The sequence below is a fragment of the Butyricicoccus sp. genome, from assembly GCF_977037065.1.
Genome location: NZ_CDRQNY010000021.1, coordinates 1 through 18449, shown reverse-complemented (window position 1 = coordinate 18449; position 18449 = coordinate 1). Strand labels below are relative to the sequence as shown.

Annotated in this window: 15 protein-coding genes, 2 tRNA genes and 1 pseudogene; 11 read left to right on the top strand and 7 right to left on the bottom strand. The window is 55.6% G+C overall.

Features of this window, described 5'->3' with window-relative positions:
- Positions 1-3 precede the first annotated feature (3 nt).
- Together ACWVX6_RS08185 and ACWVX6_RS08180 are read left to right on the top strand one after the other, a co-directional pair.
- A complete protein-coding gene (locus tag ACWVX6_RS08185; protein ID WP_455152867.1) occupies positions 4-678 on the top strand; it encodes a response regulator in 675 nt (224 codons plus the stop codon).
- A gap of 189 nt (positions 679-867) precedes the next feature.
- Positions 868-1149, top strand: a pseudogene (locus tag ACWVX6_RS08180) (ATP-binding cassette domain-containing protein); the annotation flags it as partial.
- 105 nt (positions 1150-1254) lie between these two features.
- Here ACWVX6_RS08180 and glpK read toward each other — a convergent pair.
- The gene (gene glpK / locus ACWVX6_RS08175; protein ID WP_455152866.1) at positions 1255-2742 is read right to left on the bottom strand and encodes a glycerol kinase GlpK; all 1488 of its coding nucleotides are present in this window, start codon (positions 2740-2742) and stop codon (positions 1255-1257) included.
- 131 nt (positions 2743-2873) lie between these two features.
- Here glpK and ACWVX6_RS08170 point away from each other — a divergent pair, with 131 nt between their 5' ends.
- Positions 2874-3506 (top strand): esterase, encoded by a 633-nt coding sequence (locus ACWVX6_RS08170; RefSeq protein ID WP_455152865.1) that lies wholly within the window; start codon positions 2874-2876, stop codon positions 3504-3506.
- A gap of 109 nt (positions 3507-3615) precedes the next feature.
- Positions 3616-5031 carry an alanine/glycine:cation symporter family protein gene (locus ACWVX6_RS08165; RefSeq protein WP_455152864.1) on the top strand — a complete coding sequence of 472 codons (1416 nt, stop codon included), beginning with the start codon at positions 3616-3618 and terminating at the stop codon, positions 5029-5031.
- 57 nt (positions 5032-5088) lie between these two features.
- On the opposite strand, the gene ACWVX6_RS08160 is transcribed toward ACWVX6_RS08165, so the two are convergent.
- The 5 genes from ACWVX6_RS08160 to ACWVX6_RS08140 all read right to left on the bottom strand — a co-directional run bounded on the left by ACWVX6_RS08160 (position 5089) and on the right by ACWVX6_RS08140 (position 11352).
- Positions 5089-6099, bottom strand: a complete 1011-nt coding sequence (locus ACWVX6_RS08160; RefSeq protein WP_455152863.1) for a hypothetical protein — start codon at positions 6097-6099, stop codon at positions 5089-5091.
- Positions 6100-6111: 12 nt separating this feature from the next.
- Positions 6112-7542 (bottom strand): MBOAT family O-acyltransferase, encoded by a 1431-nt coding sequence (locus ACWVX6_RS08155; RefSeq protein WP_455152862.1) that lies wholly within the window; start codon positions 7540-7542, stop codon positions 6112-6114.
- 24 nt (positions 7543-7566) lie between these two features.
- Positions 7567-9576, bottom strand: coding sequence for an S-layer homology domain-containing protein (locus ACWVX6_RS08150; RefSeq protein WP_455152861.1), 2010 nt, complete (start codon positions 9574-9576; stop codon positions 7567-7569).
- A 561-nt stretch (positions 9577-10137) separates the two neighbouring features.
- On the bottom strand, positions 10138-10818 hold the full coding sequence (locus ACWVX6_RS08145; protein WP_118760561.1) for a DUF4367 domain-containing protein: 681 nt from the start codon (positions 10816-10818) through the stop codon (positions 10138-10140).
- Entirely contained in the window at positions 10819-11352 is a 534-nt protein-coding gene (locus ACWVX6_RS08140; protein WP_118760562.1) for an RNA polymerase sigma factor, read from the bottom strand.
- A gap of 198 nt (positions 11353-11550) precedes the next feature.
- On the opposite strand from ACWVX6_RS08140, the gene ACWVX6_RS08135 reads away from it, so the two are divergent.
- The 7 genes from ACWVX6_RS08135 (at position 11551) to ACWVX6_RS08105 (ending at position 18169) form a co-directional block, all read left to right on the top strand.
- Complete coding sequence (locus ACWVX6_RS08135) at positions 11551-12237, top strand: hypothetical protein (protein ID WP_455152860.1); 687 nt, start codon at positions 11551-11553, stop codon at positions 12235-12237.
- Positions 12238-12460: 223 nt separating this feature from the next.
- Positions 12461-12536: transfer RNA gene (locus ACWVX6_RS08130), tRNA-Phe, on the top strand.
- A gap of 267 nt (positions 12537-12803) precedes the next feature.
- Positions 12804-12879 (top strand) — tRNA-Gly (locus ACWVX6_RS08125).
- Positions 12880-13446: 567 nt separating this feature from the next.
- Positions 13447-15258, top strand: coding sequence for a translation elongation factor 4 (lepA, locus tag ACWVX6_RS08120; protein WP_110436966.1), 1812 nt, complete (start codon positions 13447-13449; stop codon positions 15256-15258).
- Positions 15245-16387 (top strand): radical SAM family heme chaperone HemW, encoded by a 1143-nt coding sequence (hemW, locus tag ACWVX6_RS08115; protein WP_455152859.1) that lies wholly within the window; start codon positions 15245-15247, stop codon positions 16385-16387. Before lepA ends, hemW begins: the two co-directional genes overlap by 14 nt.
- 81 nt (positions 16388-16468) lie before the next feature.
- Complete coding sequence (locus tag ACWVX6_RS08110) at positions 16469-16738, top strand: ACT domain-containing protein (RefSeq protein ID WP_119189756.1); 270 nt, start codon at positions 16469-16471, stop codon at positions 16736-16738.
- A 72-nt stretch (positions 16739-16810) separates the two neighbouring features.
- Entirely contained in the window at positions 16811-18169 is a 1359-nt protein-coding gene (locus tag ACWVX6_RS08105) for a DUF711 family protein (RefSeq protein ID WP_455152881.1), read from the top strand.
- Between the two features lie 78 nt (positions 18170-18247).
- On the opposite strand, the gene ACWVX6_RS08100 is transcribed toward ACWVX6_RS08105, so the two are convergent.
- The coding region (locus tag ACWVX6_RS08100; RefSeq protein ID WP_455152858.1) for a hypothetical protein at positions 18248-18449 on the bottom strand (202 nt) is incomplete at its 5' end.

Here is an 18449-nt window from a genome sequence, read left to right as displayed (position 1 = left end):
CCGATGTACACAACGGTTATTATTGAGGACGATCCGATGATTACACGGCTCAACCGCCGGTGTATCGAGCAGGACAGCCGGTTTGCCGTCGTGCAGACGTTTTCAGCGGCGCATCCGGCGCTGTTTTGGCTGCAGCGCAACCCGATCGACCTGATTATTTTAGACGTTTACATGCCGCAGATGAGCGGCACCGAGCTGCTGCTGCAGCTTCGCGCGGAAGGTGTGGACGCGGATGTCATCATGGTCACTTCGGCGAATGACGCAAAAACGGTCAACGATGCCGCGCGACTGGGTGCAGTGGATTATCTGGTCAAACCATTCGCATATGAGCGGTTCCGGCAGGCGCTGGACGTGTTCTGCCGCCGGAGAGAGAGCGTGCAGCGCGACAGCTTCAGTCAGGAGGCGCTCGATCATACGCTGTTTCAGGCTGCGGTGCCGACACAGCCTGTCACACCGCCAAAAGGTTTGCAGAGTCAGACGCTTTCGCGCATTGAGGCATATCTGCGGGCTGCGCCGGATACACGGCATACCAGTGATGAGATCGCATCGCATGTCGGTCTGTCGGTCGTGACCGTGCGCCGGTATATGAATTACCTGACTGAACAGCAGGTTATTGGCAGTGAGATGGATTACCGCACCGGCGGACGACCGTGTCTGGTGTATTTTCTGCGGAAATAAATCCTATATCATTCTATATAAGATGAGTGTTGTAAAAATCCTCCGTTTTACGGAGGATTTTTTACTTTACATTTCCTGACCTCACTTTACAGGATTTTGATAAGAACTTGATGCGCAAGCGATAGAAGCGGCACCGATTATCCGGTCACAATGGAAACCGTTGAAAACAAGCAGGGAGTACAACAGTTTATGTTAGAACTGGAGCATATTCGCAAAGCATTCGACGGCACAGAGGTGCTGAAAGATATTTCGCTGCGTATTGAGGACGGTGAAATTGTCTCCATCCTCGGTCCGTCCGGATGCGGAAAAACCACGCTGCTCAACCTGATCCTCAGCATTATCGACGCGGACAGTGGCTCCATCCGCTATAACGGACAGGATATCACATATACGCCGATAGAGAAACGCGGATTTAACATTGTATTTCAGGATTATGCGCTGTCTCCCAATCTGGATGTGCTGCTGAACATCGAGCAGTTGCCCGCGTGGATTCAGGTAAATGATTAAAGCATACTGAAATACAAAACCCGAAGTGCAGGTTTTGCGCCTGTACTTCGGGTTTGTTTGTGCTGTTTTTTAATGCTCCGCCCAATCGAGCGACCGTCCAACCGCCTTATCCCAGCCGGAGAGCAGCTTGCGGCGCTTATTCTCGTCCATCGAGGGCGCGTACAGCGTATCGCACCGCCAGAGCTGCTTCAGCTCCTCGCGGCTGTGCCACACACCGGTTGCGAGTCCGGCGAGATAGCATGCGCCGAGCGCGGTCGTTTCGCGGATGACCGGACGGCGAATCGTGCAGTCCGAAATATCGCTCTGGAACTGCATCAGGAAGCTGTCGCGGCTGGCACCGCCGTCCACCGAGAGGGAGGAAAGGGAAACGCCTGTATCTCGCTTCATGGCGGTCAGCAGGTCGTTCACCTGATAGGCGATAGACTCCTGTGCGGCGCGAATAATGTGCTCGCGGGTTGTGCCGCGTGTCAGACCGATGAGGCAGCCGCGTGCGTACATATCCCAGTGCGGCGCACCCAGACCGGTGAATGCGGGCACGAGGTACACGCCGCCGGTGTCCTTCACCTTGTCCGCGTAGTATTCCGCATCGCGACTCTCGGAGAAAAAGCGCATCTCATCCCGCAGCCACTGAATGACGGCACCGCCGACGAACACGCTGCCCTCGAGCGCGTACTGCGTCTCTCCGCGGATTTGAATGCCGATGGTGGTCAGCAGACCGTTTTCGCTCTCGCAGGCCGCGGTTCCGGTGTTCATCAGCAGAAAACAGCCCGTGCCGTAGGTGTTTTTCGCGTCGCCCGCCGCAAAGCAGGTCTGACCGAACAGCGCCGCCTGCTGGTCGCCTGCAATGCCTGCAATCGGAATATCGCCGCCCGGCAGGGAAACGTAACCGTACACTTCGCTCGAGGAGCACACGCGCGGCAGCATCGCCCGGGGAATATCGAGCGCGTGGAGCAGGGTATCGTCCCAGTCCAGACGGTGAATGTCAAAGATCATTGTGCGTGCGGCATTGGTCGCGTCCGTGATGTGCACCTTGCCGCCGGTCAGCTTCCACACCAGCCAGGAATCCACCGTGCCGAACAGGATTTCCCCGCGCTCGGCCTTCTCTCGTGCGCCCTCCACATGGTCGAGCAGCCACTTGATCTTGGTGCCCGAAAAATACGCATCCGGCACCAGACCGGTCGTGCGGCGGATGTGGTCGGACAGACCGTCCTGCACCAGCCTGTCCACAATATCCGCTGTGCGGCGGCACTGCCAGACGATAGCGTTGTGAATCGGCCGTCCGGTATTTTTATCCCACAGGATGGTCGTCTCGCGCTGGTTGGTGATGCCGATGCCCGCCACATCGGACGGAGAAACATCGGCTGCCGACAGCACCTCGAGCATAGCCGCATACTGCGTGGACCAGATTTCCATCGGGTCCTGCTCGACCCAGCCCTCGTGCGGATAGTGCTGGGTCAGCTCATGCTGCCGGATGGCGAGAATATTCTGTTCGCTGTCAAATAAGATCGCTCGTGAGCTTGTCGTGCCCTGATCGAGCGCCAGTATATATTTTCCCATAGCGGAAACTCCTTTTACTCTTTGCATCTATCATACCGTTGCGGACGCGGATTGTCAATCGCTGCAAATTTGACGGTGCGGTGCATTTTGTGGTAAAATCAGTGCGAAAATGCATAGAAGAAGGGGATTGCATGAGAATTTATGAATACGGAGAGTCGAATGCGAAAAACGTGCTGCTGCAGCCGGTTGGGGACCACGACCTGCCGGCCATCGAGAACGAAATCCGTGAGATCAAGCGGCTGACTGCACAGCCGTTCCGTTTGATTGCTGTCAAGGTTGAAAGCTGGAACGATGACCTGTCTCCGTGGTGCGCACCGGCGGTTTTCGGTCATGAGGACTTCGGAGATGGTGCTGCGGCACTGCTCCGCGAAATCATGCCGCTGTGTGAGGACGCAGACCGACGATATATCATCGGCGGGTACTCAATGGCAGGGCTGTTTGCCCTGTGGAGCGCATATCGAACCGACCGTTTTTCCGGCATCGCGGCAGCCTCGCCGTCTCTGTGGTTTCCGAAATTTCTGGAGTACATGCAGGCGCATGATCTGCACAGTGCTGCCGTCTATCTCAGCCTGGGCAACCGCGAGGAAAAAACGCGCAATCCGGTGATGTCCACCGTCGGCGACCGCATGCGGGCGGCGTATGCGCTCCTGCAGGAGAAAAACGTAAGCTGCACACTGGAATGGAACAGCGGCGGGCACTTTCAGCAGCCGGACCGCCGCACGGCAAAGGCGTTTGCGTGGGTGCTGGAACACTTATTTTGTTAAGGTATAACTTGTACTTGAGAAGTTTGTCGGATTCCTGTATAATAATAAATAAATGTTACCGGTTGACTACAACCGGTAACGGAAGTACTTTGGAAAGGGAATAGAAATTATGTTGGAAACGATCAACTCCGTTATCGCAGCGATATCGGGCGTGCTGTATCAGCCATGGTTTGTGCCGTTGTTTCTGGTAGTCAGCGGCATTTACTTCACGTTCCGATGCAAGTTCATCCAGATTCGTCTGTTCAGGGATGCGTGCAGGGTCATCATGGAGAAGCCGGAAAGCGAGGGAAGCATTTCCTCGTTCGGCGCACTCATGATCTCCACCGCGTCGCGTGTCGGCACGGGCAACATCATCGGTGTATCCACGGCAATCTGCCTCGGCGGACCGGGCGCCATCTTCTGGATGTGGGTAACCGCACTGCTCGGCGGTGCAACCGCCTTCATCGAGTCTACGCTCGCGCAGATTTACAAAAAGCGTGCGCCGGACGGCAGCTGCTACGGCGGTCCTGCGTACTACATGCGCGATGCACTCGGCAAGCGCTGGTTGGGTGTCATCTTCTCGGTGCTCATCATCCTGATCTACGCAGTCGGCTATAACATGCTGGCGGCGTACAATCTGCAGTCTACGTTCTCTGTGTTCAAGTTCTACCATCCGGTTATCACGCCGGCGTTCATCGGTGTCATTCTGGCGTTCCTGTTCGGCGTAATGGTACTCGGCGGCGCAAAGCGTCTGGCAAGCATCACCGAAATCCTTGTTCCGTTCATGGGTATCCTGTATGTACTGGTTTCGCTGCTCATTATCTGCCTGAACATCAGGAATGTACCGGGCATGTTTGCGTCCATCTTCCACAACGCATTTGACCTCCAGTCTGTGATGGGCGGCTTCTCCGGCAGCTGCATCATGTACGGCGTGAAGCGCGGTCTGTACTCGAACGAAGCAGGTATGGGCTCTGCACCGAATGCAGCCGCAACCGCATCTGTTTCCCATCCGGCCAAGCAGGGTCTGGTGCAGATGCTGTCCGTATTCATCGACACGCTGCTCATCTGTACGGCAACGGCGTTCATGTGTCTGTCCACCAGCGTTGTTCCGACCGAGGAAATCGCCGGTGCGGTTTATGTGCAGAACGCTATCGCATCCACGCTCGGCACGGCAGGTCCGGTGTTCCTGGCAGTGGCGATGATGCTGTTCGCGTTCACCACGCTGCTCGGCAACTACTCGTACTGCGAGGGCTGTCTGGAGTTCATCCTGCATCGCAGCATCAAAAAGCATGAGCTGCTCCTCTTCCGCCTGTTTGCTACGGCCATCGTGTTCATCGGTGCGATTGCAAACGCCGGTCTGGTCTGGGATACTGCGGATATGCTGCAGGGTATGATCGTCGTAGTCAACGTGCCGACCATCCTGATTCTTGGCGGCACGGCCATCAGGTGCCTGAACGATTACGTCGCAAGCCGCAAGCGCGGTGAGAATCCGGTATTTCACGCGAAGAACATTGGCATCAAGGAAGAAACTGATTTCTGGAAATAAGCGCATAAGAAAAGGACTGCTGCACAAGGATAAAACCTGTGCAGCAGTCTTTTTTTGTTATGCGTTTGTGTTCTCCTGCGGCGGATTTGCCGTTAAATCGCGGAAATGCTGCAGGCGTGCCGTCCACAGCGTGGTATCCTGCGGTTCATCCGGCGAGATCGAGAGATTGTTCTTCGTCCAGTCCGCGAGAAACGCACTGAATTTCTCCGCACCGACACAGTTGTAATGCAGTGAGTCGTAGAAGTCGTTTTCCGGATCTGCGGCAATCTGCGCGGTGTAGTCGCTGCAATTCAGTGTTGATACGCCGTCGCGTCCGTCAAACTGCGCGGTCAGCCTGTCCCAGTCAGCGTCGTGCAGACGCTTTGTCGGAGCACGGTACAGCACCAGCTGAATATTGTTGCTGTGGCAGAGCGCGTAAATGTCCTCGAGGGCGTCCATGTTGCGCGCCCAGTCCTCGGGGGCAATATCAACCGTTTCGCAGTCGTCCGGACCCTTGTCCGTGCCGCCGGACAGAAAGGTGTAGCCGGCCAGCATATCCTCGGTGTACGGCTGCACATCCTCGCTCTTGAGGGTCGTCCAGCGGTCGTGATAGAAGTACAGCGGAAACAGCAGTCCCTTGCGGACCTCGGGTTCGGCATTAAAAAAGGTCGCGTGCAGACGATTGATGCCCCACGGCATCTGACCGATGTTGGTCTTGGTGAAGCCCATGTATTTATGGAACGCTATACCGGTGCACTCCACGAAAACCGCCTTGGGTGACTGTGTACGCAGGCTTTCCTTTAAGTAATCCAGTGTCAGCGGAAGCGGCTGCTCGGGTCCGGCCTGCACAAAGGCGGTCAGACCGGAATTTTCCCAGTATACGGCAGGTACTACATCACAGTAGGCGACGGACGAGCCGAAGAACAGCACGTCGATCGAATCCGTCTGCTCCTGCTCGTACATGCCCCAGACCGAGCCGTAATCATGCTGCTGCGGTGTGAGATAATGGGTCGCACCGGCGAGGATACCGCCGAGCACTGCCACAGCGGCAAGGAAGGCCGCCGGTTCTCTCTTGAAAATGTGTTTCACGGCGATTCCTCCTTAAAACTGGAAATAGACGAATTCCTGCGGGTTGAATCCGGTGCCGTACGCGCCGCACACGGCCGTCACTGCCAGCAGGATAACCCAGACCGCATACCGGAGCCAGACCGTCTCCAGCAGCTTTTCCCGCAGCGGGAACCGGTCACCGATGATGTCGGTCAGCACCAGTCCGATGAGACTTACGGCAAGCACATGCAGCGCACGCTCGGTCAGACCGAGATGCGTCAGGTCAAGCGGGAAGCATGCGCCTGCTGCCGTCACGATGCGTTTGATGATAGCGCACGCCTGCAAAGCAGAATCCGCGCGGAAGAATATCCACGCAAACGTGGAAAGGCCGAAGGTGATAATCACGCGGATGATCTGCAGCCAGCCTGCGTCCCACGGAATGTGCAGTGCGGCGCACAGGCGCTGCTTTGCCGGTGTCAGCAGGCCGCCGATGACCTGAAAAACGCCGAACAGCAGTCCCCAGAGCACATATTTCATGGCGGCACCGTGCCACAGACCGCTCAGTGCGAACACGATCAGCACGTTGATGTAGGTGCGCGCTTTGCCCTTGCGGCTGCCGCCGAGCGGGAAATATAAGTAGTCGCGGAACCAGGTGGACAGCGAAATATGCCATCTGTGCCAGAATTCCTTGGAGCTTTGCGCCATGTACGGTGCGTGGAAGTTTTCCATCAGCGTAATGCCGAACAGCCGCGCGGAGCCGATCGCCATGTCGGAGTAGGCGGAAAAGTCGCAGTAGATCTGCAGGGCATACGCCACCGCGGCAAACGCCAGCTCCAGACCGGAAAACTGCGCCGGATCGGCGTACGCGGTGTTGACCAGAACCGCCAGATTATCCGCGAGCAGCACCTTCTTGACCGTGCCTTCGATCAGCCGTTCGGCGGCAAAACGCACATCGTCCGCAGTTGCGCGGCGCGGCTGCTTGAACTGCGGGAGCAGGCTCTTCGAGCGCTCGATCGGGCCGGACAGGATCGCCGGGAAAAAGGTGGTAAACAGCGCAAAATCGAGGAAATTGCGCTCGGCTTCACGACCGCGGTACACGTCGATCATATAGCCGCAGATGACGAACGTGTAGAACGAAATGCCGATCGGCAGGGCCAGCTGCGGCAGACTGAGCCGCACACCGGTGCAGCCGAGCAGCTCTCCGAAAAAGCCGAGGTATTTGAATAACCCGAGTGCGCCGAGGTTGAGCACAAGCACCAGCGTGAGCAGACCGCGCTTACGCTCGGTGCGTTCCAGCTTTTGCGCCGCAAAGAAGTTGAAGGCAACGGTCAGCGCCAGCAGCGGCAGAAATTTTACACCGCCGATGGCGTAAAAACAGATGCTCAGCAGCAGAAGAAACGGTTTCTTGGCCTTCTGTGACAGTGGGTGGTAAATGAGTGCGCCTATCACCAGAAAGACGATATAAGCGAATGAATTTGGTGTCACGTTTATTTCTCTCCGTCCCCAAAATTATTTGTTGTAGCCGGTCACGCCGTTTTTATTCATCCAGGTCAGCTTGACCTGCAGCAAACGGGCGATCGCCGGATTTTCCTGACCGTGCCGGGCTGCATACAGCCGCTGCAGCTCAAGCAGGTCGTTGTAGGTCAAATACGGATAATCCTGACCGGAACAGGTGCCGTCCGGCTTGTAGGAGTAGTTCAGATCACCGTCCGGCTTGTACCACAGCAGTTCGCTCTGCTCAATGCCGCGCACCATGCGGTCAGCGAGAACGGCGTAGCTGTCCTCATGAACTGCGTCTGCCATCCGGTACAGGAATTCGGCTTCGGCGGCATGATGATTGAGTGAAGCGTGTGTCGGCGAGGACTCTCCGTTCGGGTGCCAGTAATCCTGCACGAGCCATCCCTCGTCATCGCCGGCCCCGAAGGTGAAGTGATGCTGCTCGGCAAAGCTGACGAGAAAATCCGCATACTTGCGGGTCTTGTCCAGCCAGCCGGTCACGCCGAAGTTTTCGGCTGCGTTGATGTTCGCCAGCCAGAAATCCGTGTTGAAGCGGGTGTCGTAGTAGCCGGGTTCGATGCCGTAATCCGTCTTGAGCCAGGTGCTGCCTGCCTGAGAGGGGATAAAGCCGTACTCGTTCTGCTGCTCGCGCATCAGGTCGATCATCGCCAGACCGATCGCGCGGGAGGCTGGCTGATCGGTGTCGTTTGCCATCTTGCCGGCAATATGTGCCGCCGGAAGCGAGTAGAAATAGTTCTCATCGAACGGATAGTAGGTCGAAGGTGCGGTATAGTAGTAGCCGTTGTAGCACCAGCGGTTGGTGCCGATCAGGCTGTAGTTCGCCCAGCGGCTGAGCATGGACGGGTCGCTCCAGTCGATCAGCGTCTGCTGAGAAGTCAGCAGCAGATAGTCACTGTAGGTGCCCTGCGTAAGAGCCGCAACCTGTACGGAGAACCGGAAGCCGGAAGCTGTCCGCTCGATCTTCAGAGAGCCGTTTTTGCCCGGAAAATACTCGATCATGCCGTTGTCTCGCGCGGCATAGGTCATCGGCGTGACGAGAATGCTGTCCACGCCGTCCACCCGCAGGAAGTACATGCCGCTCGGCAGCGTGCCCGCAGTGAGCGGCTGCTGTTTCCACGAGGACGCTGCGGTGTCGTACCAGCGAACCGTGCCGGACGTGCCCTTCATCTCAAACTGCGCGGCTGTGTGTGCGGGTGCGTCCAGTACGGCGGCAGAGTGTCCCATCTCGACCGAGCAGCCCTGACCGTCCGTGTAACGGCGGGTCGCTCGATGAACTTCGGTCAGTTCCTGTTCGGTCTCGCTGCGCGTCACGTCACCCAGTTTGGTAGTGAAGGCTGTGTGGGAATGGGTCTGCGGCGGCTTCGGCGCATCGGTTTCCCGCTGCTGGTAGGAGACCATCGGTGCAAAACGCTGCAAAATAGTCGCCAGCTGTGCGCGGGAGACTGTGCGCTGCGGAGACAGCGTAGTCGCGGTCGTGCCGGTGATCAGTCCCTCGGCGTTGGCCCACTGCATGGCGGCCTGCGCATACGGATGAATCGAAGAAGCATCCGTGTAGCCGGAGAGCGTGTTTTGTGCCGTCACATCCAGCTTTTTGTATTCAGCAAAGCGGTACAGCATAACGGCGAACTGCTCGCGCGTAAGTGAGGTGCCGGGGCGAAATACCGTGTCGCTGTAACCGGTGATGATGCCGTTGGACACACCCCACTGAACCGCGGTCAGGAAGGACGCATCCTCCGCGACATCCTGAAAGGTAAGCACTGTGTCAGCCGCAGGCGCATGCTCCATGCGGTACAGCGCCTGCACCAGACAGGCGCGGGTCGCAGGTGCATCTGCAGCAAAGGTATATTCCGAAATGCCGTCCATCAGGTTGGACTGTACGGCGAATTCCATGGCCTGCTCGGCCCAGTGCGGCTTTAGATCGGAATAATCGGCGGCAGCGGCGCCGGTCAGCATCGAAAGACTGAGCATTACGGCCGCCGCGGTATAGCGATGTTTTTTCAAAAGAGTAAACCTCCGTGATTGTTTTCGCGCAGAAAATCATGCGCGTGGTTTATACACTTTCACAATTTATCATTATAACACCGCGGAAGGGCAGGCCGCAATAGCAATTCTTTGCAATATCAGCAGCCGAGCGCGAAAAGGCCGAAAAGCTGCGCGAGCACCTCGCAAAGCTGGAAGAGTCCATTGCAGCGCTGAACTAAAATAAGAAAGAGTGGAGAGTGAAGTGCTTTCCACTCTTTTCCTATCTTGTGCAGGTATCCCGCAGAGGGCGGCAGGGTGCTCCGGTGTGTTCCCGCCCTGCGGTAGAGAGATAACAAACAGATTAGTGTATGTCAGCGTATGTTAGTGTGGGTAACAGGCTGTATATAGGAGATAATCTGTATAGCAACCTACACTATCATACACTAACATACAGTAAGTTTTTTATAGAGTGCATGCACACGGCGGCTGTTGCCGGAGTAGCTTGCGGGTTGGTAAATAATATCATCATATTTGCTGAATGCATCTCGGAGATTGCGCATTTGATGGGATATAGCAATTCTTTGCAATATCAGCAGAGAATCACTGCAGATTCTCGATGAGTTTACGGCAGGTATCGGCGGACAAGCTGCTGTACAGGTGATAGACGATGTCATCGTGCGTCCAGAGGAGCGTGACCGTACCGTTTTTCTCGATCATCGTAACCGGACTGCCGTGCAGAGCGAATTCGGTAACAGATGCGTTTTCCGTGTCTACAAACTTGTGTGCCTCTGAAGTATCTGTAATCCGGGTGCAGGTCAGGTCAAGAAAATCGGTAGTGCTTTCGTAGGTGACGGTATAGCCGTTGGGCGTGCTGCGCTCATCGGTTTTGTGCATGGCATCCGGCAGGCCGGACAGAACCGGCGGCGTGAACGCCTTGCTGCCGGTTTCGGACGGCAGGGCAGACGAAAAACGATAGTCGGTCAGGTCGTTAAACACGCGTACGACAGTACTGATAAACGATACGCGATATGCTTCTACGCTCATCGCGCAGCCGAACGAAACCGCAGCGGAAAGCAGCAGAACAGCGGCCGTGCGGCGCGCAAGACGGAGGCTCCGGTTAAACGCCGCAGAGTGCTTTTGCGCGCGCATCAGACAGCGCATTTCGCGCCGGAATTTCCGGGAGAAACGGTGCTCAGGCAGCGCATCCGGCGTACAGGCTTGCAGCCACAGCTCGCGCGCTTCGGCGGTCTGCGCGGACAGCATATCGTCAGTGATCTTCATTTACGGTTCCTCCATCCCACTCAGCGCTGCGCTGAGTTTTTCCTTGGCACGCTGGATGAGCTTGCGTACGTTCGGCTCGGTTGTATCCAGAATATTCGCGATCTCCGCGTTAGAATAGCCGCAGTCGTACCGCAGAAGCAGTACCGAGCGGTAACGCGGCGGCAGTGCAGCGATAGCGGCCGCCAGAGTGTCGCGCTCGGCGAGACGCTCAATCTCAGCAGCAGGCGCGGCTCCGACATATTCTTCGGCAAGCGGCAGGACATTGCGGCGCTGCTTTTCGCGGTACAGGTCGATCGCTTTGTGCTCGGTAATAGTGACGAGCAGCGCGCGCGTTTTGTGACACCTCGGTGAAGAAATGGTGTCCAGAATTTCGATGACTTTGAGAAAAGCCTGATGCACCACGTCCTCCGCATCTCTGCTGTTGCGCAGAATGCGGTTTGCGGTGTAGTACATCAGATTTTTGTATTCGCTGTAAAGAATCTCGAACTTGGACTTGTCTGCGTCCGAGTCGATCATTGCCAGATAGAGAAACATTTTTACGCCTTCCTGCCTGTTATTTTAGCAGATTATAGCATATTGTGTCCGGCTGTGCAATCCAAAGAGCGGATTTGCAGGCCGGTTTTTCTCATGCCGAAAAAATTCAAAAATTTTTGCGGGAGCGTGTCACAAAACCGGAAGGACATTCGTCTATATAGTATGAGCAGGACAGGAGAGCTGGAAAGGAGGGAGTGCATGAACAATCGCAGGATATGGTTTCGATTGGGTGGCGTACTGGCTGCGGCAGCTGTCTGCACAGGCGGTGCGGCCGTTGTCTCCGACCGTGCGCAGGAAGCGAAAAATGTACAGAGGGCGTTCCTCGGCGCGATGGAAACGCAGATGCAGATAGGGTGCTATCCGTCGGAGACCGACTCACCGGCCGACCTGACCGAGCGGGAACGCACGGAACTGCAGACGGCATACACTTCACGGGTGGAGCAGTACTACACCGAGGAAAATCCCTGCAGGAAACGATACATTGCGCTGAACGAGGGGATTTTGACGGCTGCCGACCCAAATGTAGAATACAGCGAGTCCTGCGGTGCAGCTGACTGCCGATTTGACAGCGTGAGACTGTCCGCAGACCGAATGACGGCAGTGGTGCAAGCGCAGATCATTGTCTGGGATAAACGAATCTCCGGCAATCCGGAGCAGGGATTTTCGGTGGAGCTGCCGGTCAATCGGGATACCATCACTGCGATCATGAAGAAGGAGAACAGCGCATGGAAACTGGGCTCGATTGATTCACAGACCAGCGTGTTGGCTGCCGTGCCGGCCAATGACGAGATTTGCAGAGAACGCTATCCGACATTTCAAATGGCAAGGCAGGCGGCAGACAGTATAAATGACCAGACATACATAAAGGAGGCGCGTTTCAGTTGAACTATTTTGGGCTGCACCGTGTGGCTGCTCCCGCATGAAAAGGATAGAGCGGCGGACTTGTTGTGGGGACAAATCCGCCGTAAAACGGAAGAGAAAAGTGATACAGTCGCAGACTGAGCTTCTGTGACTGTTTTCGCCTGCTTGCAGAATATACAAAAAATTTTGAAAAAAGTTGTTGACATTTCCAAGGGAATATAATATACTAAACAAGCGCTGTAAAAACGCCTCTGTAGCTCAGTCGGTAGAGCAGGGGACTGAAAATCCCCGTGTCGGTGGTTCGATTCCGCCCGGAGGCACCATTTTTATAATGAGTGCCACAAGCACTCATTATAAAAATAATCCCTTTCGAGTAAGGAATCGAGGCCGTAGCCCTCTAACCTCTGAATTGTCGCTTTGCGACATTGAAATGAGAGCAGGCGGCTCTTAGAAACAATCCGGTGGATTGTTTCAACCGCCGTGGCTTTTTCCGCAGAAAAAGCGATTCCGCCCGGAGATGTAGCGTCGGAGCGGCAAGTAGCCCATCTTCGAGTCAAAAAATCGCGTTAGCGCGAAAATAAACTAAATATGCGGCTGTAGCTCATCTGGTAGAGCGCCACCTTGCCAAGGTGGAGGTAGCGAGTTCGAGCCTCGTCAGCCGCTCCAAATCAAAGGGCACCGATGTAATTCGGTGTTTTTCTTTTATCCGCAGCACACTCGCTTCCTCCACCTTCATAAAATCAGAGGTCGGGGTGTGGATGCGATTCGAGCCTCGTCAGCCGCGCTAAATCAAAAAAGCACCGATGTATTCGGTGCTTTTTGTTTTACCCAAACCGCCAGCCGCTGTTAATTCTTTGCTGGTTTACCGCTTCACCATGATAGTGCAATAACCGCTTTGCATGAAATTCCCCTTATCAGAAAATGAAATTTATGAAAAAATACAAAATTCACGTTTGCAGCAGAGAAACAAACGCAAACTGCGAAAGAACGCTTGTGACACCCTGTCAAATATGCTATAATGAGCCTATATTTGAGGTAACACCGCACAATGAAAGCTGCGGTGCTTTGCGGAAATTTTGCGCCCTGACTTCGTTCCGGTTTCACGGTAATACAGCAAGTATTACCGCAAAACTGCGTATAGTCAGTACGCAAAATTTACTCGCAAATCACACTTGTTCAATTATGCGGTATTACCTTGTTCGCTTTACAGTTTACAGATAAGGAGCTTTCGACGTGAAAAATCGCGAGCAAATTCGCAATTTCTCCATCATTGCGCATATTGACCACGGCAAATCTACGCTGGCAGACCGTCTGCTGGAGCAGTGCAAGGCCGTTTCCGTGCGTGAAATGGAGGAGCAGCTACTCGACAATATGGAGCTTGAGCGCGAGCGCGGCATTACCATCAAGGCGCGCGCTGTCCGCATGGAATATACCGCGGACAACGGCAAGACCTACGAAATGAACCTGATCGACACCCCGGGACATGTGGACTTCAACTATGAGGTTTCGCGTTCTCTGGCGGCGTGTGAGGGTGCGCTTCTGGTTGTTGATGCGGCACAGGGTATTGAGGCGCAGACGCTCGGCAATACCTATCTTGCCATTGACGCCGGTCTGGAGGTCGTGCCGGTCATCAACAAGATCGACCTGCCGGCGGCAGACGCACCGCGCGTCAAGAAGGAGATCGAGGATATCATCGGCATTCCGGCAGAGGACTCGCCCGAAATTTCCGCAAAAATGAATATCAACATTCACGAGGTGCTCGAGCGTATCGTCACTGATATTCCGGCGCCGGAGGGCGATGCGGATGCGCCTCTGCGTGCGCTCGTGTTCGACAGCCAGTACGACCCGTACAAGGGCGTTGTCGTTTACATGCGCCTGCTTGACGGCAAGATCTGCCCGGGCATGAAGGTCAAAATGATGGCCACCGGTGCCGAATTTCAGGTGCTTGAGTGCGGCTACATGCTGCCGCTCGGTCTGTCTCCGCAGCAGGAGCTGTGTGCCGGTGAGGTAGGCTACTTTACCGCCTCTATTAAAAAGGTATCCGACACTCGTGTCGGCGATACCGTTACCGGTGTGGAAAATCCGACGCCGGAGGCGCTGCCCGGCTATCGCCCGGCACGTCCGATGGTATTCTGCGGTATTTACACCGAGGACGGCTCTAAGTACCCTGACCTGCGCGACGCACTTGAAAAGCTGCAGCTCAATGACGCAGCGCTGTCGTTTGAGCCGGAAAGCTCGGTCGCACTCGGCTTCGGCTTCCGCTGCGGCTTCCTTGGTATGCTGCACATGGAGATCATTCAGGAGCGGCTCGAACGCGAGTTCGACCTTGACCTCGTCACCACGCTGCCGAGCGTTATCTATGAGGTCAGCAAGACCGACGGCACCGTGCAGCGCTGCGATAATCCGCACGATTATCCGAGCCCGGATGTCATCGAGGAGGCCCGCGAGCCGTATGTCAAGGCGTCCATCATGACGCCGCAGGAGTTTGTCGGCAACATCATGCCGATGTGTCAGGACCGACGCGGCATCTTCAAGGATATGCAGTATCTGGACTCCAATCTGGTCGAGCTGCACTATGAAATGCCGACCGGTGAGATCATTTATGACTTTTTCGACGCGCTCAAGGCTCGTACCAAGGGTTATGCGTCGCTCGACTATGAATTTATCGACTACCGCAAGAGCGATCTCGTCAAGGTCGATATGCTGCTCAACGGCGATCAGGTGGATGCGCTGTCCTTTATCGCGCACCGCGACAAGGCCTACGGCCGTGCCCGCCGTATCTGCGAAAAGCTGAAGGAAAATATTCCGCGCCAGCTGTTCGAGGTGCCGATCCAGGCAGCCATCGGCGGCAAGGTCATCGCTCGTGAAACCGTCAAGGCGCTTCGCAAGGACGTACTGGCTAAGTGCTACGGCGGCGATATCACCCGAAAGAAGAAGCTGCTTGAAAAGCAGAAGGAAGGCAAGAAGAAGATGCGTGCGCTCGGCACGGTTCAGCTGCCGACCGAGGCTTTTATGGCTGTGCTTAAACTCGATGAGGAAAACTAACGCTGCAACAGGCGGCAAGCCGCTCGGCCTCTACCTGCACATCCCGTTCTGCGTGAAAAAGTGCGCGTACTGCGATTTTTATTCGATCACGGATGCGTCACTCAAAGCCGATTACACGGCGGCGCTGATTCGTGATATAAAGGCGTACGGCGAACGCTGTTCCGGTTACACGGTCGATACCGTGTACATCGGCGGCGGCACGCCGACCTGCCTTGGCGCAGGCTATCTCAGCGAGATTTTACAGGCGGTCGGGGCATGCTTTGCAATTGCGGAAAACGCCGAAATCACGGTGGAATGCAATCCGGAGAGCACGGATCAAGCGGTGCTGGAGGCCATGCATAAGCACGGCGTCAACCGGCTCTCGTTTGGCGTGCAGGCGGCGCACGACACCGAGCTTAAACGCATCGGCCGTATCCACGACTTTGCACAGGCGCAGACAGCAGTGCAGCTTGCGCGGCGGTGTGGCTTTACCAACATCAGCCTTGACTTGATGTACGGCCTGCCGAATCAGACGCAAGCGCAGTTTCTCGATTCGGTGGAGCAGTGCCTGACACTTGCGCCGCAGCATTTATCGTGCTACGGGCTCAAACTGGAGCCTGCAACACCGATGGGACGTGAAAATCCGGTTCTGCCGGATGACGACACGCAGGCAGATACCTATCTTGCCATGTGCAGACTGCTCGGCAGGAACGGCTTCGAGCACTATGAAATATCAAATTTCGCAAAACCGGGTTTTCGTTCCCGGCATAATTTCAAATACTGGGATCTTTCCGACTATCTCGGCCTGGGACCGGGCGCCCATTCCTTCCTGAATGGCCGCCGGTTCGCGTTTGCCCGGGATATCAGGGCTTATATCAGCGGTGAGAGCATCCCGCAGGACGAGGAGGAGGTCTCGGACTTCCGGCGGCAGGGCGAATACCTGATGGTGCGTCTGCGTACCTCGGACGGTGCGGATATGCACGATCTCGAAAACCGATACCATGTCAGTGCGGCTCCTTACGAGCAGGTATTCCGCATGCTGGAAAAGCACGGCCTTGCCGCTCACGAGGGTACACGGTGGTATCTCACCGAACAGGGCTTTCTGGTTTCCAACAGCATTATCAATGCTGTGGTGGAAGCCGGAGAATAATTGAGAACGACGGATTCTCAATTTTCCATTATTCATTTGTTTGTGATAAATTAACATATACGCAAAAATGGAGGAATCAACATGCGCGCAGTAATCACAGTAACAGGCAAGGATCGTACCGGTATCATCGCCAAGATCTCGAACACGCTCTATGAGCATCAGGTCAACATCATCGACATTTCGCAGAACGTAATGGAAGATGTGTTTGCAATGGTCATGCTGGTAAACATTGATAAGTGCACCGTGGACTTCAACACGCTCATCGACCTGCTGGATAAGGACGGCGAGGAGCTCGGCATGAAGATCCACACCATGCACGAGGACATCTTCGACGCAATGCACAAAATCTGACAAATTGACGGAATCGAGAGCAGGTAACCGATTCTCAACTCTCAATTTCTCAGGAGGTTTAGTTAAATGTCTATGATCAACACGAAAGATATTCTGGAAACCATTAAGATGATCGAGGAGGAGCACCTCGACATCCGTACCATCACGATGGGCATTTCGCTGCGCGACCTTGCGGCGGATGATGTAAATGTGCTGGCGGACAAGGTATACGACAAGGTAACGCGCCGTGCGGAAAAGCTGGTTGCCACCGGTGAGCAGATTGAGCGCGAGCTTGGTATCCCGATCATCAACAAGCGTATTTCGGTTACGCCGATCGCCATGGTCGGTGCGACCTCCTCGGCGAACAGCTATGTGCCGCTGGCCAAGGCGCTTGACCGTGCCGCTGCGACCACCGGCGTTAACTTTGTCGGCGGCTTCTCGGCTCTGGTGCAGAAGGGCTTCGCCAAGGGCGATGAGATCCTGATCAACTCCATTCCGGAGGCGATGGCAGAGACCAATCTGGTCTGCTCGTCCGTCAATGTTGCATCCACCAAGGCAGGCGTTAATCTGGATGCCATTGCACTGATGGGCCGTATCATCAAGCAGACCGCAGAGCTGACCAAGGATAACGATTCCATGGGTTGCTCCAAGCTGGTCGTTTTTGCCAATGCGGTAGACGATAACCCGTTCATGGCCGGTGCGTTCCACGGTATCGGTGAGCCGGAGACCGTTATCAATGTCGGCGTGTCCGGTCCGGGCGTTGTGCAGTCCGCAATTCGCCGTGCAGGCGACTGCTCCATCGGCGAGGTTGCCGACGTGATCAAGAAAACTGCGTTCAAGATCACCCGTATGGGTCAGCTGGTTGGCACACTGGCAAGCCAGCGCCTGGGCGTGCCGTTCGGCATCGTTGACCTGTCTCTCGCACCGACGCCGGCTATCGGTGACTCGGTTGCGCGTATTCTGGAGGAAGTCGGTCTGGAGGTCTGCGGCGGCTGCGGCACGACCGCAATCCTCGCTATGCTGAACGATGCCGTTAAGAAGGGCGGCGTTATGGCATCCTCGAGTGTCGGCGGTCTGTCCGGCGCATTCATTCCGGTTTCCGAGGACGAGGGCATGATTGCGGCGGCTCAGGCAGGCGCACTGACCCTTGAGAAGCTCGAAGCAATGACTGCGGTATGCTCGGTTGGTATCGACATGGTTGCTGTTCCGGGTGACACCACTGCTGAGGTCATCTCCGGCCTGATTGCGGACGAAATCGCAATCGGCGTTGTCAACACCAAGACCACCGCTGTCCGCGTTATCCCGGCCATCGGCAAGGGAGTCGGCGATATGGTTGAGTTCGGCGGTCTGCTTGGCTCTGCACCGATCATGCCGATCAAGACCGGTTCTCCCGCGAAGTTCATTAACCGCGGCGGCCGTATTCCGGCTCCGATTCAGAGTCTCAAGAACTAACTGCATAAAGTGCATAAAACAGCTCAGCAATGCCTGAGCTGTTTTTATGCTATGCCTGTGAGACGAAAAAACGCCCGCTCAAAAATGAGCGGGCGTGAGACTGTCGAAAAACTTCGTTTTTCGAGCAGCCTCTCGCTCGAAACCACGCTTTCGAGCGAATACTGAAGAAAAACCGCGCCCTGCGGGCACATTTTTTCTTCCCTTGTATAAAAAGTCAGGTACACGCCCCGACTTTTTATGAATTTGCTCCGCAAATTCTATTTTATGCGTGCTGCCGCAC